Origin of the sequence: Robbsia sp. KACC 23696, from assembly GCF_039852015.1 — a bacterium.
Lineage (GTDB): Bacteria > Pseudomonadota > Gammaproteobacteria > Burkholderiales > Burkholderiaceae > Robbsia.
Map to the genome: position 1 here is coordinate 915839 of NZ_CP156628.1, position 22604 is coordinate 938442.

The following is a 22604-nucleotide window of genomic DNA, read 5'->3' on the forward strand; positions in this document are numbered from 1 at the left end:
ACATCCGTCCGCGGAGCACGGCACCGGGAGAAAACCAGCGTGTTTGCTACCTGGCCCGTACGGGTCAGGCTGTCCTACAGCATTGCATGGTCAAAAAACGTGTGGGTAGTCCTGCGCCGCTTTGTCGCGCGTCAGATAGCCGTGCGCGATATCGCGTTCGACCGATGCGGCCGGGCGCGTGGTGGCATCGCCATACCCCCCGCCGCCGGGCAATTCGAGCACCAGTCGCCGCCCTTCCGGGATCCGCTGCGTGCCCTTGGCGCGCATCGCGGTCCCGTCGTCGAGGGCCACCGAGCCCGCCGCCCCCGAGGCGCCGCCCTTGTGTCCGCGCGCCGGATACGCGACACGGTCGAACATGGCGTTGAGGCTGAAGACGAAGCCCTCCGTGGCACCAATCTCGATCCGTTGACCGAGGCCACCGCGCCACCGCCCCGCGCCGCCCGAATCGGGCCGCAACTCCTTGCGCCAGACGACGATCGGCCCGATGCTTTCGGTGACTTCCACCGACATCGTCTGCACGCCGCTGGGGAACGCGGTGGCGCTCAAGCCATCGCTCGACGGCCGGGCGCCGGTGCCGCCGCTGTTGAAGACGAGCATCTCGTGCCGCAGATGGCGTGTTTCAGGCCGCACGCCCTCGAACTTCATCTGCAGATTCCACAATGCGCTCGCCCCTTCTGCCGGCACCAGATCCGGCACAAGCGCCTGCAAAGCGCCGAGCGTGACGTCGGGCAACAAATGACCGAGCACGTGTCGCACCGCCACTGCATGCGGGCGTGGCGCATTCAGGATACAACCGGCCGGTGCGCTGATCACGAAGGGGCGCAACGATGCCCAGTTATTCGGAATCGCGGGAGCGATCGCACATTTCAGCGCATAGCAGGTGTAGGCCTTGGTATAGGTCAGCGGCACATTGATGCCGAACGCGCTCGGACCGGACGTACCGGCGTAGTCCGCGTGCATCGTATCGCCGTCGGCATGGACCGTCACGACCAGATCGACCGGCTTGTCATAGCCATCGACGGTCATGGTGTACGTATGCGCGCCTCGCGGCAACGCGGCAATCCGCTCGCGCGTTGCACGTTCGCTGTTCTCGAAGATGAAGGCCGCCAGCCCTTCGATATCGTCGAGGCCGAACTCGTCCATCATCCCCATCAGCCGCTTGCGGCCGGTATCGTTGCAGGCCGCCAGCGAGAAGAAATCGCCGACGACCTGATCCTGCTCCCGCACATTGGCACGCAGGATATCGATCAGATCCCGATTCAGTTCCCCGGCGCGGAACAAGCGCATCGGCGGAAAGCAGATGCCTTCCTCGTACACTTCACGTGCATCGGGACCGAAGCCGCGACCGCCGATATCGACAACGTGGGCCGTCGAGGCGAAATAGCCGATCAACGTCGGCGCGCTGTCCGCTGCGGCGCCACGCGCGTTGCGGAAGACGGGGGTGACGACGGTGATGTCGTGCAGATGGCCGGTGCCCATCCAGGGATCGTTGGTCAGCAGGACATCGCCCGGCGACAGACTGTCTACCGGAAAGCGCTCGCAGAAATGACCCACCGCCTCCGCCATCGAATTCACATGGCCGGGCGTGCCGGTCACCGCCTGCGCCACCATCCGCCCTTGCGCGTCGAACACGCCGGCCGACAGATCGCCGGCCTCTCGCACGCTGGTACAGAACGCCGTGCGAACCAGCGTGATCGCCTGCTCCTCGACGACGGAAATCAGCCGATTCCACATGATTTGCTCGCGCACCTTGATCGTGGCGCCGCCGCTCTGTCCTGCCTGTTTTGTATCGCTATTGTTCATGTCACGCTCCTCGGCATGGCGCGTCGTGGATTCGTCATGCCGTTGCCGTTTTATCGCTGCTGTAGAGAGGAAACGCGGATCGCATTCGATGCCGCACTTCCGCCTATGCCGCTGCTGTCTGGATGGATAAATGCCGCTCAGTGCTGGCGCTGGATCAGCAGACAGCGGTCGCTTTGCAAGGTGACGCTGAAACCCGGGGGCACTAAGGTCGAAGTCTCGTTTTCGAGCACGATGGCAGGCCCCGCCACACGCAGCCCGACGCGCAAGGCATCGCGGTGATGAATGGCGCAGTCATGGAAGCTGCCGCTTTTCGCATCGAAGACGGCACGCCGTTCGAGCGGCACCGCGACGCCCTCGCTGTCTTGATCGACGCCCGCGATTTCGGTGACACGCGCTGGCGGCGGCACTTCGGTACGCAAGGAAAGCGCCCAGCTCACCACCTCGACATCGAGCCCTTCCACCTCATGCCCGAACAGCTGAACGTAGACCTCGATAAACGCGGCACGCAAGGCGGCGACATCCGCCGCGACATCGTTCGTCGAAAAACGCTCGGCCGTGACCGAGACCGGAATTTCCCAGCCTTGCCCTGCGTAGCGCATATACGCGCGCAGTTCGCGTACCGTATCGCCGCTATGCCCGGTTTCCTCGACGAAAGCCGATACCTCGCTTTCCATTTCGCCGATAAGCGTATTGACCATTACCGCGTCGAACTCGCCGAGGCGCATCACCGCACTGCGTAAGGACTCATACCCGAACGGTGCGCGCAAAAAGCCGATCGCCGAGCCCACACCGGCGCCCGGGGGCACCAGCAAGCGGTCCATGCCGAGCTTTTCACAGAGACGGCCTGCGTGCAGCGGCGCCGCGCCGCCGTAGGCGATCATCGTATAGCCGGCCAACTCGCAGCCGTTCTCGACCGCATGAACGCGCGCGGCATTCGCCATGTTCTCGTCGACCATTTCCGCGACCGCGAAGGCCGATTGCACCGCATCGCCGCCGAGTTGTGCCGCGATCGCGTCTTCCATCGCGCGCCCTGCAGCTGGCGCATCGAGCGGCATCGTGCCGCCCGCGAAACGGGCTGGATCGAGCTTGCCCAACACCAGATCCGCATCGGTCACCGTTGGCTTTTCACCGCCGCGGCCATAGCACGCCGGCCCCGGCTCCGAGCCGGCGCTCTCCGGCCCGACCCGCACCTGGCGCATTTCATCGACGTGCGCGATCGAACCGCCACCGGCACCGATTTCAACCATCTCGATGACCGGGATCGAGATCGGCATGCCACTGCCCTTCTTGAAACGATAAGTCCGCGCCACTTCGAAAGTACGTGCGGTCTTGGGACGCTGATGCTCGATCAGGCAAATCTTCGCCGTCGTCCCGCCCATGTCGAAAGACAGCACATGATCCAGGTCGTAGCGCGCCGCGACATCGGCCGCATAGATCGCGCCACCGGCTGGACCGGATTCGAGCAAGCGAACCGGGAACATCGCCGCGCTACGCAGGGACATCAAGCCGCCGCCGGAATGGATCATGTACAGCGGGCAGCCGATGCCCTCTTCCTGCAATGCGGTCGCCAATCGATTCAGATAGGACGCCATCAGAGGCTTCACGTAGGCATTCGCGCAAGCGGTATTGAAACGCTCGAACTCGCGAATCTGCGGCGAGACTTCAGAGGACAGCGACACCGAGACATGCGGCAATGCCGCCAGAATGCGCTCGCGCACGGCGCGTTCATGACCCGAATGGCGATAGCTATGCATCAACCCGACGGCCACGCTTTCGAAACCCTGCTCGGCAATCTGCGCGATCACCTGGTCGAGCCCCGCCATATCAAGCGGCACCAGTTCATTGCCCTTCGCGTCCATGCGGCCGGCCACGGTAAAGCGGTCGGAGCGCGGCACTAGCGGCGCGGGCAGCGTGATGCCGAGGTCATACTGTTCGAATCGACTCTCGGTGCGCATTTCGATCACATCGCGAAAGCCTTCGCTGGTGATGAAAGCGGTCCGCGCACCGCGTCGCTCGATCAGCGCGTTCGTCGCGAGCGTCGTCCCGTGGATCACCGATTGAATGGCGCCGGGTGCGATACCGGCCAGCGATGCGGCGCGCAGCAAGCCGGCGATGATCGCGCGCTCGGGGCGGGCGTAATCGGTAAGGACCTTTGCCGAAAACAGCGTGCCGTCACACTCCAGCGCGACATCGGTGAATGTGCCACCGATGTCCGCGCCGGCGCGGATCGACTTGAAGACGGATGGGGAGGATGGCACCCGAGCGGCGGCGCCGTCGAGAGATGCGGAAGTGGAACCTGCTGTCGTCACCGATTGCTCCCCAAGGTGGGTTAAATTGATTCGGGTTCATCTTGCGGCGACGAATTGAATCAAGCAATCAACGACAAAATTCACTGAGGGTAAATTTTATTTACCCTGCTAGGCGGCACCGAGCGCGCGGCGCTGGTCGCGCCATCCCGGCAAGGCGCCTTTTTTATCGAGATCCGCGAGCAGGGTCTTGCCGAGGGCGGCAATGCGTTGCTGGACATCGGCAATCGCATTGGCCAAGGCCGGATCCATGTCCATTTCCTGGAGCATTGCCGCGGCCTCGCGCATCTCCTCACTGCGCCGCTGCCCGTGCTCGACGACGCGACCGATCAAATAGCCTTCGTATCCGTCGTCCCAGCCGACGCCAGGGAAGGTCGCCGCCAGCGATTTCAAGACACGCGCATCGACACCGAAATGGCTCGCCGCCAGCATCGATTGCACGCAGAGCGCTTCATTGCCCTTGATCATGATGCTGCGACACAGCTTGACCGCGGAGGCGAGCCCGATCTCGTCGGCGATCGTCTCGGTTTTCATGCCGAGCGTATTGCAAAATGCCGACGCTTCCTCGGCACGGGCGCCGCCCAGCAGCATCGGCACGCGAATGCCTTGCGGCGGTACCGGCGCCATGACGGCGGCCTCGACATAATCGGCACCGCATTGCGCCAGCGCATCCCGATTTCCCTGCTTCACGCGCGGCGATACCGAATTCAAGTCGAGAAATAACTGCCCGGCGCGCATGCTGCGCGCCGCCTCCACGGCAACCGCGCCGGCCTGACTCGCCGTTACCGCGGACAAGACGTAGCGCGCACCGTCGACTGCTGCGGCCACGGAATCGCACACCCGCGCACCGGTTTTAGCGATACGCGACACCATCGCTTCCCGCGTGGCGGAATCCTGCAACTTGATATCGAACACCGTCACATCGGCGCGGTCGCGCCAGGCGTCCGCGAAAATCGGACCGACTTCGCCGAAACCGATGATCGCGATGCGGTGCCGCGCACCGTCTGCCGCGTCGTGAAGGATCCCGGTCTGGGTACGCTCGCTCATGATTTATCTCCCGCTCTCAAAGGAATCGATAGGCCGTTAGGGGTTGCGCCACCCATCGCTTCGTCGTCCCGCTCAGGACGGCCGGCGCGATCCGCCGACTCCCGCAGGCTGGCGGGACGCGCTGTCGCCTTGCCTCGGCCCAGCGCCACGCGATAGGCGTCCTCGTCGAGCATCCGCTCCGATTTCGCGATGACCAGCGTCGCGACGCAATTACCGATGACGTTGACGGTGGATGTCGCGACCGCCAACATCCGATCGATGCCGAACAACAGACCGACGCCCGTCAATGGCAAGGCGCCGGTGGATTGGACCGTACCGGCCAATTTGACGAATGCGCCGCCCGCGGCGCCCGCGCCGCCTTTCGACGTCAGCAGCATCACGAACAGCAGGCTGATCCATTGCGACGCGGACAGCGTCGTATCGGTCGCCTGTGCGATGAAGCCCAGACCGCAGGCCATGTAGATGCAGGCGCCGTCGATATTGAAGGAATAGCCCGCAGGCAAGACGAAGCCGACGACCAGTTCGTCGCAGCCGGCCTGTTTCAGCTTGGTAACCATGCGTGGAAACGCGACTTCGGACGCCGCCGTGCCCATCGCCAGCAAGGCCTCTTCCTTGATCAAGGACAGGATCGAGAAGATCGACAGGCCCGCACACGCCGCCACCAGACCGAGCACCACCACGACGAACACCAGCGCGCTCGCGTAATAGGTCAGCACATAGCGCAGCAGATACAGCAAGGTGCCGGGACCGTAATGTCCGACGGCACTGGACATCGCGCCGAACGCCCCGATGGGCGACAGACGCATGATGAAGGCCAGTATCTTGAAAATGATCGCCTGTCCTTCGTCGATCAGCTTGAAAACCGCCCAATCCGGCTTGGCGACGCTGCTCAAGGCGAAACCCACCAGCAGCGATACGAACAATACCGGCAGGATCTCGCCGCCGACAAACGCTTCACCGAGGGTTTTCGGGATGATCGACAGCGCGAAATGGGTGAAGGTGAAATCGGCGTGCGCGGCTTTCGAGATGCCCGCCAGCGCGCCCGGGTTCACTGCGAGGTTTATCGCATGCAGTCCTTCGCCGGGGCGAATCAGATGGACCATGGTCCAACCGACGCCCATCGCCAAGGTGCTGACCACCTCAAAATAGACAAGGGTCTTGACGCCCAGTCGGCCCAGCCGTCGGAAGTCCTTGATATGGCCGACGCCGTGGACAACCGTGAAGAAAATGATCGGACCCAGAATCATTTTCAGCATGGCGATAAAGCCGTCGCCCAGCGGCTGCATGGCGAGAGCCTGCTTTGGCGCGACCAGACCGAAGACGATTGCGATCGCGATCGCCACCAGTACCTGGACGTACAGTTTCTTGAATATTCGCATCGTCTCCTCCGGGAAAACCGGCTCGCTTTTTTTATGATGCGAATCGATTATGCAGGAGCGCTCCCCAGGGGCCGGTGCTTTGTCTTTATCCGGCTATCCCTTTTGCTTATGACAAGGGAAAACCATGAGTCCCCCGCCGATGCCCCCAAACCTCGGGATTTACAAGGTGCGGCGGGCGTTCGCCACGCAATACGGCGATCACCTGCTCGGCGGCCATCGTGACCGTCGACACCAAGGCTTCCTGCGTGGAACCGCCGACGTGCGGCGCACAGACCAGATTCGTCTCCTGCGGCAGGCTCAGCAACGGCGAATCGGGGGCGGGCGGTTCCTGTTCGAATACATCGAGGCCCGCCCCGAACAGACGACCGCCGCGCAGTGCGTCGGCCAGCGCCATTTCGTCGATCAACGGTCCGCGCGAGGTATTCAGCAGAATCGCTGAGGGCTTCATCAAGGCCAGCGCTGCGGCATCGATCATATGGACGGTATCGGGCCGGGCGGGACGATGCAGACTCACCACGTCGGCGCGCTGCAGCAGCGTAGGCAGGTCCGGCACGCATTCGATGCCGTCGGCGGCCAGTTGCGCACGCCGCACATCATCCAGGCTCGGCGACCAGACACAGACCTGCATGCCGAAACCCAGCCGTGCCATCGTCGCGAAGGCACTGCCGATGGCGCCATATCCGGCAATACCCAGCACCTTGCCGTGCAACTCGTGCATTGTGGTGGAGAAGCGGTAACGCCAGTTATCGCTGCGCACGGCGTGGTGAGCTTCCGGGACCCGACGCGCCACGGCGAGCAACAGCGCCATCGCATGTTCGGCGACCGAGCGCATATTGGAGCCCGGCGTATTCGTCACGGCGATGCCGCAACGGCTCGCATGCGCGACGTCGATCTTGTTGGTGCCGGCGCCATGATTGCCGATGACCTGCAAGCGCGGCGCCGCATCCATGACGGTAGCGGTCAGACCGCCGTCACGGGTAATGACGGCGTCGGCATCCGCTATTTCCTGCGCCCACCCTTCCATCGTCGTGGCGCGCGCCTGCCGCACCGTAATGCCAGCGGCTTCGAGTAAGGCCCAACCTTCGGCTTTCACCGGCTGCGTTATCAGGCATGACCATTTCTTGTGCATCGGTACCGCTTCCTTATCTCGTTTGATACGGTTGAATCGCTGGCGCGAAAATCGCTTTTTTAACGCAGCAGGAGCTGCGCAAGAAGCTGCGTGCCTTTCTCGAAATCCGGGAACTGCATCGCTTCCTGGGGATTGTGACTGCCGTGCTGGTTCCGCACGAAAATCATCGCCGTGGGGACGCCGGCTGTCGCGAACAGCGCCGCATCATGACCGGCACCGCTCGGCATTTCGCGATACGCCCACCCGGCTGCACGCGCGGCATCGGTCAACGTCGCGCACAAGGCCGCATCCATCGCGGCAGGCTCGCTGCTCGTGCGTGGCCCCAGATCGATGGCCACGCCGTACTGACGGGCGATGGCGTCGGTGGCGGCCAGGATCCGCGCTTCCATGGCCTGCATCGTCGCGTGACTGCGGGAGCGCACGTCGATGCAGAAATCGACCCGGCCCGGCACTTTGCTGAAATCCGCCTGGCGCCGGTCCGTCTCGAAACGGCCCACGGTAAAGGTCAATTCATGGCCCTGCGCTTCCAGATCGCACCAGTCGTCATGCAAGGTGCTTACCAGGCGGGCGACGGCCACCACCGCATCCTGCCGATGCGAACGGGGCGTGGCCCCCGAGTGCTTGTAAGCGCCCAGCGCGCTGGCCTCACGGTAACGCACGCTGCCACAGATGCCGGTGACCACCCCGACGGGCTCACCGGCTTCTTCCAGGACCGGTCCTTGTTCGATATGCAATTCGACGAAACGGGCAATGCGGGCGATATCGATGCCGGGCGTCCGTTGCCGCAGCGGCGCCGTATCCCCACCGAGCGCGATCAGGCTCTCTTCCAAAGTCCGCCCATTGTCCGCACGTCGGACCGCCAGCGCGGCTTCCGGCAGTTGTCCGAGCGCCGCTTTGCTCCCGATATAAGAGAACGGAAACCAGGCGCTTTCCTCGGCGCGAATGCCGATTACGACGATGTCCGCGGGCGGCGTGACACCGGCGGCCCGACAGCCCGCCACTACCGCGAGCCCCGCAATGACGCCCGCCGCGCCGTCGAAATTGCCGCCCCGCGGTACCGAGTCGAGATGCGAACCGGTCACGCGGGCCGGCGCCGTCCGCTCCTGACCGGGCAGCGTGATGTAGAGATTCAGCGCGGCGTCGGTGCGCACGGACAGGCCCAGCGCCTCGGCGGCCGTGCGAATCTGCTCGTGCGCTCGCTGTTCGCCCGTGCCGTAACTGTCACGCGTCACGCCGACGCCGTCGAAGCTGTCCGCGCGCAAGATATCGAACAATTGCCGCGCCAACGCCATGTCGGGGGTCGGCGTGGGCAGCACCGGGACCGCTGCAGACGCCGGGCTCGAGGCGACAGTCTCGGCGGCCACTACGTTCGTGGAGGACGGACCGGAATTCGAGGACGATGACATCGCTTGCTTAATCCATTTGACGAAAGGACGCCTCGCGCTTGCACGCGCGGGCCGACCGCATTGGCCGGGAGCGGCCAAAATCGTGACAAGCCTACGCTTTACGGCATTGGCCTGCCGATTACGTTGTTTTTACGTATAGGGCTGAGTCATGCTAATCGCGTCGCTATCCGCCTCGCGGCCCGGCAGCAGGACGGGAAGCGCGCAAAACGCGGAATTCGCAATGCCCATTTTGTCGGATGCCGCTGGCGAACGCGGGCGGGTTATCATGCTCCATGCGCATTATCGATGCTATCTCGCCTGAAACCACATGAAGACCGGTTATAAATTGCACCAGGGCGACAGCCCTTTGTTGATTTCGATTCCCCATGTCGGCACGACGATTCCCGACGCGCTGCGGCCCGTTTATACGGCTGCCGGCCTAACCGTGCAAGACACGGACTGGCATCTCGATCGGCTCTATGATTTCGCGCGCGAGCTGGGCGCGACGATTCTCTGCGCCGAGTATTCGCGTTATGTGATCGATCTGAACCGCCCTCGCAGCGACGAAAGCCTCTACCCTGGCAAGGTCACCACCGGACTCTGTCCCACCGAAACCTTCCTTGGCGAGGACGTGTACCAGGCCGGCCAAGCACCGGACGCCGCACAAAAAGCGCAGCGCGTCGCGCAGTACTGGCAACCGTATCACGAGACATTAACGCAGCAGATCATGCGCCTGCGTGCGCGCCATCCGCATATCGTCGTCTGGGAAGCGCACTCGATCAAGAGCCGGTTGCCGCGTCTGTTCGACGGGAAGCTCTGGGATCTGAATCTCGGCACGGCCGACGGCCACAGCGCGGCACCGGCCATTGCAGAGGCCGTGTTCGGCGTTGCAAGCGCCGAGCAGGCGTATACGTCGATTTTGAACGGGCGCTTCAAGGGCGGCTATATCACGCGCCACTATGGCGTGCCGGAACAGGGCGTGCATACGGTCCAGCTGGAGAAATGCTGGTCCACGTATATGCATGAGGAAGCGCCGTACACGTATGCGCCGGCGCGTGCGCAACAGCTTCAGCCACTGCTGCGGAGCATGCTCCAAGCAGCGGTCGCCGCCTTGCCGACGCACGATACGCCGGCACCTGTCTATCCAGACTAAGGATCAGGCCGCGCAGGGAATCGTCGTGGCAGCGGACGCCGGCGTGCCGGCCGATAAAGCTGGCGGCCGGAACGTCACCTGGCTGCCGACGCCGATCGACGTCGCTGCACCCGCTCCCTCGTTTGCAAGATCGTAAGCCGCACCAAAGCGATTGGCGAGGAACACATCCAATGCAACCTGTTCCTGCGCGATAAAGCCCGACTGCGGCAACCGCTTCTGCCGAAACAGATCGACTGCCGCACATATGCCGGCTGCGGTGGTGATCTGAATTGCGCTCATCGTTTGCCCCTCCGCGTTCCCGGCGTCCGAGACGCCCTGAAACGGTTGGGCGGCGATCTTGCGCGTAAAGATCTGTTCCAGATAACGTCCATTGCGCATGCCGTTGACCGCTACGAACACCAGGACAATATCTTGTTCGGTCGCGGGAACGGCATCACGCAGCAGCGCTTTCAATGCCTCCGGCTTCTGCGCCAGCTTCATATCGTCGAGAAGGAAGCGCATCAACGCGCAGTGGCCCGGATAGCGCACCGACTTGTAGTCAAGGGTCCGGACACTGCCGGCCAGGGTCTCGCATAAGGTCCCAAGACCGCCGGACGTATTGAAGGCTTCGTATTCGATGCCATCGAGCGAAAAATGCTCGAGGCCTTCCATTGGTGCCGCCTGCGTCAACACACCGTCACGAATTGCCTCGCACGGGTGCCGATACTCGTTGATCAGGCCATCGACGCTCCAGGTCAGATTATATTTCAACGCATTGGTGGGGAATTGCGGCAGCGCGCCCACCCGCATCTTGATATCGTGCACGACATCGAAACGCCGGGCCAGGCTATGTGCCGCAATGCCGATGAAACCCGGCGCCAGGCCGCATTGGGGCATGAAAGCCGTCTTCGCATCGCGTGCCAAGGCGCGAATCGTCTGCGTGGCCTGCACATCCTCGGTCAGGTCGAAATAGTGCGCACCGGCTGCTGCCGCCGCGTGCGCCGCCTCGATGGCGAGGGAAAACGGTAAAGCGTTGACGACCGCATCGTGGCCGCGTGCGAAATCGGTCAGTGCGGCGCGATTCGCGACATCCAGCGTCACCGTCTTCACGGCGGTATCGGTTAGCGACGCGAGCGCCGCCGCATCGCGGTCCGCCACCGTGACCTGATAATCACCCGAGTTCTGCAACAGGCGCGCGATCGTCACGCCGATATGGCCCGCGCCCAATAGTGCGATCTTCATGGTGGTTTCCTATGGAAAGTGAGATGTCGGGTCGTCACGGCATCGCCACGACGTCATGTGCGGATGCGATCCATTCTAAAGGGAGGGATTGACGAAAAAAAGATTGAATCGGACGAATAGACGACGTTCATCCGTCGTTTAGACAGCTTATTTCGTCATTTCGTCATCAGGCATCGAATTGGTCGAACGAGCCCCTTGGTCGGCGCGCTTTCATGCCTGACCGATCGCTGGTATCGGCGACGATGTGTGCCCATCGAAACGTTCGCGCGCTATCGCCCTTCCAGCACACTCGCCAGCACCTTCCACAGATGCTGCCCTGCAGGCGACAGGCGCCGCCCGGCACGGGTCACCAACTCCCCCGAAAAATCACGCGCGTAGGCGTGATCCAGCGGAACCGCCACGACTTCGTGCTTATCGATACGGGCCTGCGCGGCACGCGCCGACATAAAAGCGATCCCCAATCCCGCGACGACCAGCGATTGCGCGGTCGCAAACATATCGCATCGATACGCCGGAATGACTGACAGCCGCTGCTCGTCGAGGATCGACTGTAGATAGCGTTGCACGCCAAATCGATCGCTCATGAAAATAAGGCGTTCATTTGCCAGAGCGTCGACGGCGATGCGCGGCTGTCGCGCCAGCCGATGCGTGGGATGCAGAATCGCGCACAGCGGGCCGACGGTAAAAAGCCGGCCGTTGATCGCAGGATCATGGGCCGAGCGCACGCAGACGCCCAGATCGACGACGTCGTCCCGGACCATCTTGATGACGTCCGGTGTCGATGCCGCCAGCAATTCGATCGTGATATCAGGATAGGTGGCGCTGAAGTCTCGAAGCGCCACCGTCAGCAACCCCTCCAAAAAGCCTTCGCCAAAACCGATGCGCAGACGCCCACGTTTCAAGGAACGAAACGCTTCCAATTGCACGGCCAAGTCCTGCTGACGCCGTTGGCGATCGCGATAGAACTCGACCAATACGTCGCCGATTTCCGTCAACACGACGTTGCGCCCTTGACGCTCGATCACCGCCGCGTGCAATTCACGCTCCAACGCCGCAATTTGCCGACTCACCACCGAGGCATTGATGCCCAGCCAGTCCGCGGCATTCCGCACGCCGCCCTGCGAGGCCACGGCGTGCAGATAGCGCATGGCTCGCTCGCTGACCTCGTTCTCCAGCGCCGCGGCAGGATGCACTTTCACGTCGTGCGCCTTGCTCGGATCCCCATACGTCTTCATCGTCTCGCTCTCTGAAGGCTCGAACCGTTGACCTGAAGGCAACATTTTAATGTCAGCTTGTGTCTGTTTTACGGTTTTTTTTCGAGAAATACTTGCCCGAATCTTCCCCGACGCATTCGACCATGAGCGATACCCCCGTTTCAGCCCGCTGTGCATGTCCCCCGAACGGTCGATTCTTCGCGCTCGACGATATCGCCGACGATACGGCCAGGCAATTAGCGGGGATCCGGCAGCATATCCACGCCCATCCGGAACTCGGCTATGAAGAATTCGAGACATCGGATTACGTCGCTTCGTTGCTGCAGGAATGGGGCTATGCACTGACCCGCGGCATCGGCGGTACCGGACTGGTTGCCACGCTGAAGTGCGGCACCGGGTCGCGCAGCATCATGATCCGCGCGGACATGGATGCGCTGCCGATTCACGAAACCACCGGGCTGCCGTATCAAAGTCGTCACGCCGGGAAAATGCACGCCTGCGGACACGACGGGCATACGGCGATGGTGCTGGGTGCCGCGCAAGCCTTGGCGCAGACGCGCCGCTTCGATGGCACCGTGCACCTCGTCTTTCAACCGGCCGAAGAAGTAGGGGTCGATAGCGGCGCGGCACGCATGATCGCCGACGGCCTCTTCGATCGCTTCCCCTGCGACGCGATATTTGGGATACACAATCATCCCGGTGTGGCCAGCGGCACCTTCGGCTTCCGCCCGGGCGCGTTGATGGCGGCAGGCGATCTGGTGCGCGTCACGGTGCATGGACGCGGCGGCCATGCGGCGCGACCGCATCAATCGATCGATCCGATCGTCGTCATCAGCAGCATGATCATGGCGCTGCAGACGATCGTCGCGCGCAACGTCCCGCCGACCGACACGGCCGTCGTAACCGTTGGCACACTGCATGCCGGCCACGTGGCCAATGTGATCCCGAATACCGCGACGATGGAATTGAGCGTCCGCTCGTTCGACGAAAAAATTCGCACGCTGCTGGAAACGCGTATTCGCGAACTACTCGAAGCACAGGCTGCCAGCTATGGGGCCAGCGTCGAAGTCGACTATCAACGCGGCTATCCGGTGGTCGTCAACTCGCCCGACGAAACCGCGCTCGCCTGCGCCGTTGCCGAAGAACTGGTCGGCGCAGAGAACGTGATCTCGCCCTTCCCGCAGATCACCGGCAGCGAAGATTTCGCCTTCTATCTGCAGCATCGCCCCGGCTGCTTTATCCGCTTGGGCAACGGCACCGATAACGCGCTGCTCCACAACAGCGCATACGATTTCAACGACGCCAATCTCGCCATCGGCGCGGCCTTTTGGACCCGCCTCGCAGAACGTTTTCTCAATACTGCATCGGCACTGCCCTCTCCCTCCAATAAGGATTGAACGATGAGTACCGTTGACCGCATCAGTCCACCGACGTCGGCCATTCCTGCGAATGCGGGGTCGGGGAGCACGCATTCCTCCACCGCGGCCTACTCGGGTCCCTTCGACATGGCGCGTGCACGCCGTCAGCTGCGCGCCGCGCTGATCGGCAATGTGTTCGAGTTCTACGACTTCATGGTCTACGCTTTTCTGGCGGCAACGCTGGCGCGTAAATTCTTTTACGGCAGCGAGATGGCGGCCTTGCTGTCCAGCTTCGCCGCATTCGGCGTAGGTTTTCTGGCACGCCCGCTGGGCGGCGCCCTTATCGGGCGTTTTGCCGACACCCACGGCCGCCGCAGCGCGATGTTGCTGACGGTGGTCGGCATGGCGATCGGCACCGTCGGGATCGGCCTATTACCGACCTACGCCTCGATCGGCCTGACCGCGCCGATTTTGCTCGTGGTATTGCGCCTGATCCAGGGCCTGGCGGCAGGCGGCGAATGGGGCACATCCGCCGCCTTTATCGTCGAATCGGCGCCGCCGGACCGTCGGGGTTTCTTCGGCAGTTTCGGTCAGTCGTCGGTGGCGCTCGCCATCCTCGTCAGCAATCTGATCGTGCTGGCCGTGAACAGCAGTTTCACCGCCGCGCAAATGGATGCGTGGGCGTGGCGCGTCCCGTTCCTGCTGGGCGCATTGCTGGTGCCGGTGGGCTTCTATATGCGTCGCAATATGGAAGAGACGCCGGCCTACGAACGGACACATGCGGCGCCGGAAACGGACGCAGCGCTCGCGACGAACGAAGGGCCGATCGTCATGATGGGCCGCGCGTTCGGCTTTACGATCCTGTGGACGGTCGCGTTTTATGTGATCCTGGCCTATATGCCCACCTTCCTTGCGAAATATGCGGGCTTGTCAGGTAGCGGCGCCCTATTGTCGAACTCGGTGGCGCTGCTGGTCATCGTCATCGCCGTACCGTGCTTCGGTCGTCTGTCGGATCGCATCGGCCGCAAGCCCTTATTGCTGGCCAGTTGTCTCGGTTTCGTCGTTCTCGGTTATCCCTTGTTTCACATCTTGCTCAATCACGGAACATGGATCACGATTTTGGCCGCGCAAATCGTCATGAATCTGCTGATTTCCATGTTCTCGGGCGCGGGTCCCGCTGCCATTTGCGAGATGTTCCCCACGCGCTCGCGCACCGCGTTGATGTCGTTCAGCTATAGCCTGTCGACCGCGCTCTTCGGCGGATTCGCGCCCTTCGTCGCCACCTGGTTGATCGCGAAAACCGGATCTCCGATTGCGCCGACGCTCTATCTGATCGGTTCGGCTATCGTCACGGCGCTGGTTGTTTTTAGGATGAAGGAAACCGCACATCGCCGTCTGCGATAAAAAGGGGTATCGATGCATATTCGTTTTGACAATCAAACCGTTGCCATTACCGGCGCGGGTATCGGTATCGGCCGTGCGATCGCCGCACGATTCGTCGCCCTCGGCGCCCGCGTTTATGGCTGCGATTACGATGCGGCAGCGTTGACCGAGTCGACGCAATCCGGCTTTACGGGCCACGTCGTCGATTTGACCGACCGCGCCGCTGCCGCCAGCTGGATCGGCGATGTGGAAAAACACAGCGGCGGCCCGATCGGCATCCTGATCAACTGCGCCGGTGGCGTTGCGGGTCAGGCGAACAAACCGCTGGATCAGGTCAGCGATGAAGAATGGAATCGCATCATCGATGTGAACCTGGGCGCGGCCTTTGCCGTCAGCCGGGCCGCCGTCGGTGGAATGAAGCAGGCCGGCAAGGGGGCCATCGTCAATATCAGTTCTTCCGCCGCGTTACGCGCCTCCTTGACCGGAATACAGGCGTATTGCGCGGCGAAGCACGGCGTGCTCGGATTGACACGCCAGTTGGCGCATGAATTGGGTGCATTCGGCATCCGCGTGAACTCGGTCGCCCCCGGATTGATCATCAGCAATGCCGCAACCGAGCGCCAATGGGCAGCCTACGGCGCCGCCAAACAGGCGCAGATGCTCGACGCCATCTCGATGAAACGCCTGGGGAAGGTCGACGATATCGTCGACGCGGTGATGTTCTTCGCGTCGGATATGTCGAGTTTCGTCAACGGGCAGGTGCTCTCCGTCGATGGCGGAAAAGCAAGCTGAGCCGTGCCGCACACTATAAGGAATACCGTAATGAATACAGCACCCAAGCAGACCGGCGACGACGAGTCGACATTGCAACCGTGGCAGTGGCAAGAAGCCACGTGGCGGCGACTCGTGGGTCAAGTCCGCGCGGGCAAATCGCTTCGTCCCACCGTCTGGCCCAACGGCGCGCAGTGCGCGGTCGCGCTGTCTTTCGACAGCGATCACGAAACCAATGAATTGCGAGATGGCGGAAAGTCGATCGGCCGACTCGCATGGGGTGAATTCGGCAGCCGCGTGGGCGTACCGCGTATCCTGAAATTACTGCATCAGCACGACATCAAGGCGACGTTTTACGTCCCGGCCGTGACGGCGCTCTTGCATGAAGACGAACAACGTCGCGTGGTGGCGGAAGGGCACGAAATCGGTATTCATGGCTGGATTCATGAGCTGAATTCGGTGCTGCCTTACGAGGCGGAGCGCGATCTGCTGTTCCGCTCGGTCGACGTCCTGGAAAAAGTGACCGGCGTCAGGCCGGTGGGCTTGAGGACGCCGTCATGGGACTTCAGCCCCTCGACCTTGCAGATCGAGAAAGAATTGGGCTTGCTCTACGATTCGTCCTTGATGGCCGATGAAGATTGCTACGAGCTGATGTTGCATGGCGAACCGACAGGCATTGTCGAGCTGCCGGTGGAATGGGTCCGCGACGATGCCGTGTATTTCAGCATGCATCGTTTCAATTCCTTGCGCCCGTACACGCCGCCGACCGATGTGTTCGATATCTTCAAGCGCGAATTCGATGGCGCCTACGAGGACGGCGGTTTGTTCCAATTGACGATGCATCCGCACGTCATCACGCCGCGCTCGCGTTTCTGGATCGTCTCGGAATTGATCGCGTACATGAAGACGAAGAACGTCTGGTTCGCGACGCACGCCGAGATTGCGGCCTACGTGAAAGGGTAACAGCACGATAAAACGCGCGACGGCCTCAGATGCTGAGACGGTGGTCGCGCGACGCTATCGCTTGGTTCGCAGTTGCTCGATGAGTTCGGCCGTCACGCGGGATGCCGGGCCGGGGCGCTCCAGACGCGCTTCCATGCCTTTCTCGAAAAGCGTCGCGCCGACGTTCAATAGGCATTGGACGTCTTCCAGGGACAGTTTGTCCCTATTGGCCGCGAGCCAGCTCGCTAGATCCGAAATGGCGTCGTCGACGACCGGCGCCTCGTCATTGGCATAACGGCGCTCGAACATCCTGATTACATCGAATGGGGTCATTCCGCCCTCCTTCGTCGTTCCGCTAGCGTAGCATAGTCACAAAACGGACAGCGCGCGGCACCACGAAGGAAGACCTGCCTATGCGGCAACGGTAATGCCCGGCGCCTGCGCGCGACGTGCTGGCTGTACTATGATTTCAACGCGCTGATCTAGCGAGACGAGTGCGCGCATTAACCGCTCAAGTGAGATATTTAATAATTTGTACCGCCGGATCTGTGACACTTTGGGCTGCGTCAGCCCTGTGATATCGGCTGCCTCGGATTGACTCAAACCACGCTTGTCTATCAGTTGATTAAACTTGATAGCGAGCGCGGCCTTCGCTGAGAGCTCCGCCGCGTCGTCGAATCCAAGATCCATCAACACGTTTTCCGTACCTACGACGCACGTTTTTCCACTCATTTGCCTCTCCTGCTTGCCTCATATCGGGCAAGAAAGGAGACTGGTCCGAATTCCACGAACGCGCTCAGCGTTCGATTTTCCGCGCCAACACGATCGAGGTGGTCGTGCGCGCCACGCCGTCCAATTCGGCGATGGCGTCCAAAAGCGCGTCCAGCCGCTCGGGCGAAGCGGCGCGGACCCAGGCGACATAATCGAATTCGCCGCTGACCGCGCATAGCAGCGTGATCTCGGGCATGCGCTCTAGACGCTTCAAGACGTCGCGTCCCGATTTCGCCTGAACCACGATGCCGACGTGCGCATGCAAGGCATGGGCGTCGACGTCTTTGCCCAAACGCACGCCGTATCCCGCAATGATGCCGTTACGCTCCATCCGGGCGATGCGCGACAATACCGTCGTGCGCGCGATACCGAGCGTCCGCGCCAGATCCGCCGCAGATTCGCGGGCATTCGCCTGCAACAGCGACAGCAGGCCGCGATCGATCTCGTCCAGTTCATCGAAGCGTAGACTCACCGCCTTCTCCCGCACGCACTCGGACGCGAGGCCGTCACGCCGACCCCTCCGGCACCAGCACGTCGCGGCTACCGTTATGCCCCATCGACGAGACGATGCCGGCGCTCTCCATCTGCTCCACCAGCCGTGCCGCCCGGTTATACCCGATGCGAAGCTGTCGCTGCACCGCCGAGATCGACGCCTTGCGCGAGCGCACGACAAACGCAACCGCCTCGTCGTACAAGGGATCCGCTTCGGCGTCCGCCGAGCCGGATTCGCCCTCGCCGGCGCCGTCGGTTCCCGGCCCTTCGAGGATGCTGTCCTCGTAATTAGCCTCGCCGAACTGTTTCAGATATTCGACGACGCGATGGACTTCGTCGTCGGCGACAAAGGCACCGTGCACGCGCTGCGGGTCGCCGCTGCCGGGCGGCAAGAACAACATATCGCCCTGCCCCAGCAGACTCTCGGCACCCATCTGATCGAGAATCGTCCGCGAATCGATCTTCGATGACACCTGGAATGCGACACGCGTCGGAATATTGGCCTTGATCAGGCCCGTGATGACATCGACCGAAGGCCGTTGCGTCGCCAATACCAGGTGAATGCCCGACGCCCGCGCCTTCTGCGCCAGTCGCGCGATCAATTCCTCCACCTTTTTGCCGGCGACCATCATCAGATCCGCCAACTCGTCGATGATGACGACGATCAGCGGCAGCGGCGGCAAGGGCTCCGGTGCATCCGGGGTCAGCGAGAAAGGATTCTTCACACGGTTGCCCGACGCGATACCGGCGCGAATCTTCTGGTTATACCCCGCCAGATTCCGCACGCCCACGGCCGACATCAGCCGATAGCGCTTTTCCATTTCGCCGACGCACCAGTTCAAGGCATTCGCCGCCAGTTTCATATCGGTCACGACCGGCGCCAGCAGATGCGGGATGCCCTCGTACACCGACAATTCGAGCATCTTCGGATCGATCATGATCATCCGCAGCTCTTCCGGCGTCGCGCGGAACAACAAGGACAGGATCATCGCGTTGACCGCCACGGACTTACCGGAGCCGGTCGTACCGGCCACCAGCATATGCGGTGCCCGCGCCAGATCGACGACCACCGGCTCGCCGGTAATGTCCTTACCCATCGCGATCGCCAACGGCGAATCGTGCCGCTTGTAGACGTCCGCCGCCAAAATTTCGGACAGACGAATCATCTGCCGCTGTGCGTTCGGCAACTCCAAGCCCATGCAGGTCTTGCCGGGAATGGTTTCGACGACGCGAATCGATGTCATCCCGAGCCCGCGCGACAAATCCTTCATCAGATTGACGATCTGGCTGCCCCGGACTCCCGTGGCCGGCTCGACTTCGAAACGGGTGATCACCGGTCCCGCCGAGGCGCCCACCACCGTGACCGGTACTTTGAACTCGCGCAGACGTTGCTCGATCAGCTGCGCCGTTTCCTGCAAGGTTTCGTCGGACGCCTGCTCGACGGCAGCGGCAGGCGCCTCCAGTAAGTCCAGTCCCGGCAGTTCGACGAGGGGCGCCTCGGGCAATAGACTCGAGAACGCATCGAGCGTCGCCGCGCGCGGTGCCGGTGCCGTCTCCGAGGTCGACGGTCCATTTTGCGGCGGCGTCGAGTTCAACGCGACCGTCCCACCGAGCGTGGACGCGTCCCGTACGGGGCCGCCGTCCGACGGCGCATCGTAGGTCGCGGCATTGACCGCTTCCGGCAAGCCCGGCCGTGCGACCGCGACAGACCGCGTAGCGTGGCCCGCTGCATCGGCGTCGGTTTCCGCGTCGTCGGCATCGTTCGCTTCCGCGTCGGGACGGGCCACCCGTGCGATACCAGGGGCCGCCGCGGCAACCCGTTCGCGCCAATCGGGCGTCGGTGCAACGGTAGCACTATGCTCCGTGGGCAGCGCCGGTACGTCGTCGACGGTTTCGTCCGGCAAATCCTCCCATGGCGGGATATCGGACAGAATGCGCGACGGATTCACTTCATCGGCCGCGTCCTCTTCCTGCACGTCGCGTTCCGTACGGTTCGACGCCACGCTCGCCGGGACGTCCGTCGTCGGCGACGGCTGCGTGTCCGCCGCCCGGGAGGCGCGCTCGCTTGCCTGTTGCATTCCCTGCACGACCGGTTCGGGGCTGGCCAAAGGCCGCGTGACCGCATCCGATTCGCGCGGATTTTCCCAGCCCGTCGATTCGTCTTCGTCGGATCGACCCGATCGCGCGGCCGGCGGTGTCGGTGTCGGTGTCGGTGTCGGTGTCGGTGTCGGTGTCGGTGTCGGTGTCGGTGTCGGTGTCGGTGTCGGTGTCGGTGCCGGTGCCGGTGCCGTCGGCGCCGGTGCGATCGTAGAAGGCGTGTCGGCCGCATCGTCGTCCGGCGGACTGATCCAAACATACGGCACGCGCGCTTCCGAATCCTCGCTGGATGTCACGGGCGCGGCACCCCGCGCGGCCGAGCCGCCGAACATCGGTTCGCGCTTTTCATCGGGATACGTTGGTGCGCCGCGTCCCGAGGCAGTGCTTCCCGCACCCGCAACGCTCGCGCCCTGAGTCACGGACGCGACACGCGCCGTGCTCGTCGCGTCGATAGGCGTCGACGACGGCGTACCCGCCACGCCACCCACTCGCCCTGATACGCTCGCTTCGCTGGTGCTCGCACCTGACGCTGACAGTGTCGCTGCCGTCATCGTGCCCTTGCGGAACGCGGTGACACCATCCTGATGCACCATGATCGGGGCCCGCCAGGTCGGCTCGCGCCGCACTTCGGTCGGTAGCGGCACGCCGCCGCTCAAGCCGGGCCGCGATGCGGTCGCGGCCCCGGAGACGGATCCCGGCGGCATCGTCATTGCGGCCGAGCCCGCGGCTGACGCGCCCAGCGTCGCATCGATCTGACCGCCACTCGGGCGGCCGCTGGACAAGCCGGCATACGGCGACGCGGCACCGACGCTCGCCAACGTCGTCGGCGTGCCTACCATCGACTTCGCTGTCGCCACCGCCGCATGCGTTGGCTGCGCGACACCCGACTGCGCACCGCGCGCGGCAAAACCTTGACGCTGCGGCGCAGGCGTCGCGGCCGCATGCACGACGGTTGGCCCAACGGCGCCCACGGACGCCGTCGGCATACCGTTTCGGCCGGCGCGTTTGTCCCCCTGAACGCGTGCATGGGCGCCCGGCGTCCAAGGCTGCAGCTTGCCTGCGCCACCACGCCGACCGACGCCCTCCTTGTCGCGCGCGGACTGTTGCGCGGCGCGGCGCCAGTCGTAGACGCCAGGCGGGACCGGCGAGGCGCTCATTCGCCCCGCTTGCGACGGCGTCGCGGCAACGCCGAGTCCGCCCGCGCCTTTCCCACCGGATAAAGCGGATCCGACCGACAGGCCCGGCACGGCGCCCGACGCCCCGGTAGCGGCACCGATGCCACTCGCGCCGGTACCGCCCCATCCGGCACCACGCGACTCTGCCTGACCGGGGCTCGTGCGCCATGATCGATCCGACAGGTCCGACAACATCCCCGACGCGTACCCGACATTCGCCCCCGACTCATCGCCGGCAGCCTGGTTGCGCGACGCCTGGCGACGCGCGGCGCGCTCGCCGCCGCGTGATGCGTTCGACGCCGCACGGTCACGATCGGCGTCGTCCTCGCTGTCGTCGGCCCAGGCGCGCACGCTCTCCGGCACACCGGCACCCAGCGACGCGATCAAGCGCACCACGCCCGCCACCGTGCGGCGCCAACCGATGCCCAACGACCAGGGCAGCATCGCCACCCACAGCGCGAAACTGCCGGCCAGCGCGCCGGGACGTCCGATCATCGCCGCCAGTACGCTCGCACCGCCCTGCCCTACCGAGCCCGCGGCGGGCCCTCGCAGCAAGCCCTCGAAAACACTGGCGCTAAGCACGGTCAGCACCAGGGTCAACACCAGTCGCAAGATGGTGCCCGCCCCATAGCGGGCGTCGCCGCGCATCGCCCCCAGGACGAAACGACCCAGGTGCCACAGGAACGGCAGGAAAAACACGGCGGATAGGCCAAAAAGGCCGAGAACGACTTTGAGCATGCGGCAGACAGACGTAGCGGGAGGTGCGGCAACGATGCGCAACGATAAACGAGGCACCTATGGCTGCGTGGCGGCACGGGGACGCACAGCAACACGAACAGGGAGTTTACCCGTTTGAACCGGGTTTGACTTCCGGACGATCGGAATATTATGACAGGCGCCCCTTTGCGCACCCGCCGACATCTTTTCCGGCTTTCCAGACAGGTCAACGAATGGAATTCCGAAAAGCCGTACAAATTC

At 63.3% G+C, this 22604-nt stretch carries 17 protein-coding genes; 5 read left to right on the forward strand and 12 right to left on the reverse strand.

All coding sequences use genetic code 11. The features are described from left to right. Positions 1–90 precede the first annotated feature (90 nt). From ABEG21_RS25235 to ABEG21_RS25260, 6 genes are all read right to left on the reverse strand, one after another. Complete coding sequence (locus ABEG21_RS25235) at positions 91–1803, reverse strand: hydantoinase B/oxoprolinase family protein (RefSeq protein ID WP_347558339.1); 1713 nt, start codon at positions 1801–1803, stop codon at positions 91–93. Positions 1804–1940: 137 nt separating this feature from the next. Continuing rightward, positions 1941–4112: a hydantoinase/oxoprolinase family protein gene (locus ABEG21_RS25240; protein ID WP_347558340.1), complete on the reverse strand. Its 2172-nt coding sequence runs from the start codon at positions 4110–4112 to the stop codon at positions 1941–1943. 108 nt (positions 4113–4220) lie between these two features. Further along, entirely contained in the window at positions 4221–5156 is a 936-nt protein-coding gene (locus ABEG21_RS25245; protein ID WP_347558341.1) for a DUF1932 domain-containing protein, read from the reverse strand. Beyond that, positions 5153–6535: a cation:dicarboxylase symporter family transporter gene (locus ABEG21_RS25250; protein WP_347558342.1), complete on the reverse strand. Its 1383-nt coding sequence runs from the start codon at positions 6533–6535 to the stop codon at positions 5153–5155. The genes ABEG21_RS25245 and ABEG21_RS25250 overlap by 4 nt, the downstream gene beginning before the upstream one ends. A 106-nt stretch (positions 6536–6641) precedes the next feature. Further along, positions 6642–7664 carry a hydroxyacid dehydrogenase gene (locus ABEG21_RS25255; RefSeq protein ID WP_347558343.1) on the reverse strand — a complete coding sequence of 341 codons (1023 nt, stop codon included), beginning with the start codon at positions 7662–7664 and terminating at the stop codon, positions 6642–6644. Positions 7665–7723: 59 nt separating this feature from the next. Further along, positions 7724–9070: a Zn-dependent hydrolase gene (locus ABEG21_RS25260; protein WP_347558344.1), complete on the reverse strand. Its 1347-nt coding sequence runs from the start codon at positions 9068–9070 to the stop codon at positions 7724–7726. A 307-nt stretch (positions 9071–9377) separates the two neighbouring features. On the opposite strand from ABEG21_RS25260, the gene hutG reads away from it, so the two are divergent. Continuing rightward, a complete protein-coding gene (gene hutG / locus ABEG21_RS25265) occupies positions 9378–10202 on the forward strand; it encodes an N-formylglutamate deformylase (protein WP_347558345.1) in 825 nt (274 codons plus the stop codon). A 3-nt stretch (positions 10203–10205) separates the two neighbouring features. On the opposite strand, the gene ABEG21_RS25270 is transcribed toward hutG, so the two are convergent. Continuing rightward, positions 10206–11423: a saccharopine dehydrogenase NADP-binding domain-containing protein gene (locus tag ABEG21_RS25270; RefSeq protein ID WP_347558346.1), complete on the reverse strand. Its 1218-nt coding sequence runs from the start codon at positions 11421–11423 to the stop codon at positions 10206–10208. 269 nt (positions 11424–11692) lie between these two features. Further along, positions 11693–12658: a LysR family transcriptional regulator gene (locus ABEG21_RS25275; protein WP_347558347.1), complete on the reverse strand. Its 966-nt coding sequence runs from the start codon at positions 12656–12658 to the stop codon at positions 11693–11695. Positions 12659–12780: 122 nt separating this feature from the next. On the opposite strand from ABEG21_RS25275, the gene ABEG21_RS25280 reads away from it, so the two are divergent. From ABEG21_RS25280 to ABEG21_RS25295, 4 genes are read left to right on the forward strand one after another with little or no spacing between them, the layout of a single operon-like run. Beyond that, on the forward strand, positions 12781–14034 hold the full coding sequence (locus ABEG21_RS25280; RefSeq protein WP_347558348.1) for a M20 aminoacylase family protein: 1254 nt from the start codon (positions 12781–12783) through the stop codon (positions 14032–14034). A gap of 3 nt (positions 14035–14037) precedes the next feature. Then, the gene (locus tag ABEG21_RS25285; protein WP_347558349.1) at positions 14038–15399 is read left to right on the forward strand and encodes an MFS transporter; all 1362 of its coding nucleotides are present in this window, start codon (positions 14038–14040) and stop codon (positions 15397–15399) included. A 12-nt stretch (positions 15400–15411) separates the two neighbouring features. Beyond that, entirely contained in the window at positions 15412–16170 is a 759-nt protein-coding gene (locus tag ABEG21_RS25290; protein ID WP_347558350.1) for an SDR family NAD(P)-dependent oxidoreductase, read from the forward strand. Between the two features lie 30 nt (positions 16171–16200). Beyond that, positions 16201–17112: a polysaccharide deacetylase gene (locus ABEG21_RS25295; RefSeq protein WP_347558351.1), complete on the forward strand. Its 912-nt coding sequence runs from the start codon at positions 16201–16203 to the stop codon at positions 17110–17112. Between the two features lie 54 nt (positions 17113–17166). Here the strand turns inward: ABEG21_RS25295 and ABEG21_RS25300 are convergent, their stop codons facing one another. From ABEG21_RS25300 to ABEG21_RS25315, 4 genes are all read right to left on the reverse strand, one after another. After that, positions 17167–17424, reverse strand: a complete 258-nt coding sequence (locus ABEG21_RS25300; protein ID WP_347558352.1) for a hypothetical protein — start codon at positions 17422–17424, stop codon at positions 17167–17169. A 78-nt stretch (positions 17425–17502) separates the two neighbouring features. Beyond that, positions 17503–17823, reverse strand: coding sequence for a helix-turn-helix transcriptional regulator (locus tag ABEG21_RS25305; RefSeq protein ID WP_347558353.1), 321 nt, complete (start codon positions 17821–17823; stop codon positions 17503–17505). A gap of 64 nt (positions 17824–17887) precedes the next feature. After that, positions 17888–18334, reverse strand: a complete 447-nt coding sequence (locus tag ABEG21_RS25310) for an Lrp/AsnC family transcriptional regulator (protein ID WP_347558354.1) — start codon at positions 18332–18334, stop codon at positions 17888–17890. A gap of 34 nt (positions 18335–18368) precedes the next feature. Beyond that, a complete protein-coding gene (locus ABEG21_RS25315) occupies positions 18369–22364 on the reverse strand; it encodes a DNA translocase FtsK (protein ID WP_347558355.1) in 3996 nt (1331 codons plus the stop codon). Between the last annotated feature and the right edge of the window lie 240 nt (positions 22365–22604).

What these genes read in the sequence shown, in the direction of transcription:
- ABEG21_RS25290 (WP_347558350.1), top strand. Translation starts at nt 15,412, where the DNA reads ATGCATATTCGTTTTGACAATCAAACCGTTGCCATTACCGGCGCGGGT.
- ABEG21_RS25235 (WP_347558339.1), bottom strand. Translation starts at nt 1,803, where the DNA reads ATGAACAATAGCGATACAAAACAGGCAGGACAGAGCGGCGGCGCCACG.
- ABEG21_RS25255 (WP_347558343.1), bottom strand. Translation starts at nt 7,664, where the DNA reads ATGCACAAGAAATGGTCATGCCTGATAACGCAGCCGGTGAAAGCCGAA.
- ABEG21_RS25280 (WP_347558348.1), top strand. Translation starts at nt 12,781, where the DNA reads ATGAGCGATACCCCCGTTTCAGCCCGCTGTGCATGTCCCCCGAACGGT.
- ABEG21_RS25270 (WP_347558346.1), bottom strand. Translation starts at nt 11,423, where the DNA reads ATGAAGATCGCACTATTGGGCGCGGGCCATATCGGCGTGACGATCGCG.
- ABEG21_RS25260 (WP_347558344.1), bottom strand. Translation starts at nt 9,070, where the DNA reads ATGTCATCGTCCTCGAATTCCGGTCCGTCCTCCACGAACGTAGTGGCC.
- ABEG21_RS25245 (WP_347558341.1), bottom strand. Translation starts at nt 5,156, where the DNA reads ATGAGCGAGCGTACCCAGACCGGGATCCTTCACGACGCGGCAGACGGT.
- ABEG21_RS25305 (WP_347558353.1), bottom strand. Translation starts at nt 17,823, where the DNA reads ATGAGTGGAAAAACGTGCGTCGTAGGTACGGAAAACGTGTTGATGGAT.
- ABEG21_RS25285 (WP_347558349.1), top strand. Translation starts at nt 14,038, where the DNA reads ATGAGTACCGTTGACCGCATCAGTCCACCGACGTCGGCCATTCCTGCG.
- ABEG21_RS25275 (WP_347558347.1), bottom strand. Translation starts at nt 12,658, where the DNA reads ATGAAGACGTATGGGGATCCGAGCAAGGCGCACGACGTGAAAGTGCAT.
- hutG (WP_347558345.1), top strand. Translation starts at nt 9,378, where the DNA reads ATGAAGACCGGTTATAAATTGCACCAGGGCGACAGCCCTTTGTTGATT.
- ABEG21_RS25315 (WP_347558355.1), bottom strand. Translation starts at nt 22,364, where the DNA reads ATGCTCAAAGTCGTTCTCGGCCTTTTTGGCCTATCCGCCGTGTTTTTC.
- ABEG21_RS25295 (WP_347558351.1), top strand. Translation starts at nt 16,201, where the DNA reads ATGAATACAGCACCCAAGCAGACCGGCGACGACGAGTCGACATTGCAA.
- ABEG21_RS25300 (WP_347558352.1), bottom strand. Translation starts at nt 17,424, where the DNA reads ATGACCCCATTCGATGTAATCAGGATGTTCGAGCGCCGTTATGCCAAT.
- ABEG21_RS25250 (WP_347558342.1), bottom strand. Translation starts at nt 6,535, where the DNA reads ATGCGAATATTCAAGAAACTGTACGTCCAGGTACTGGTGGCGATCGCG.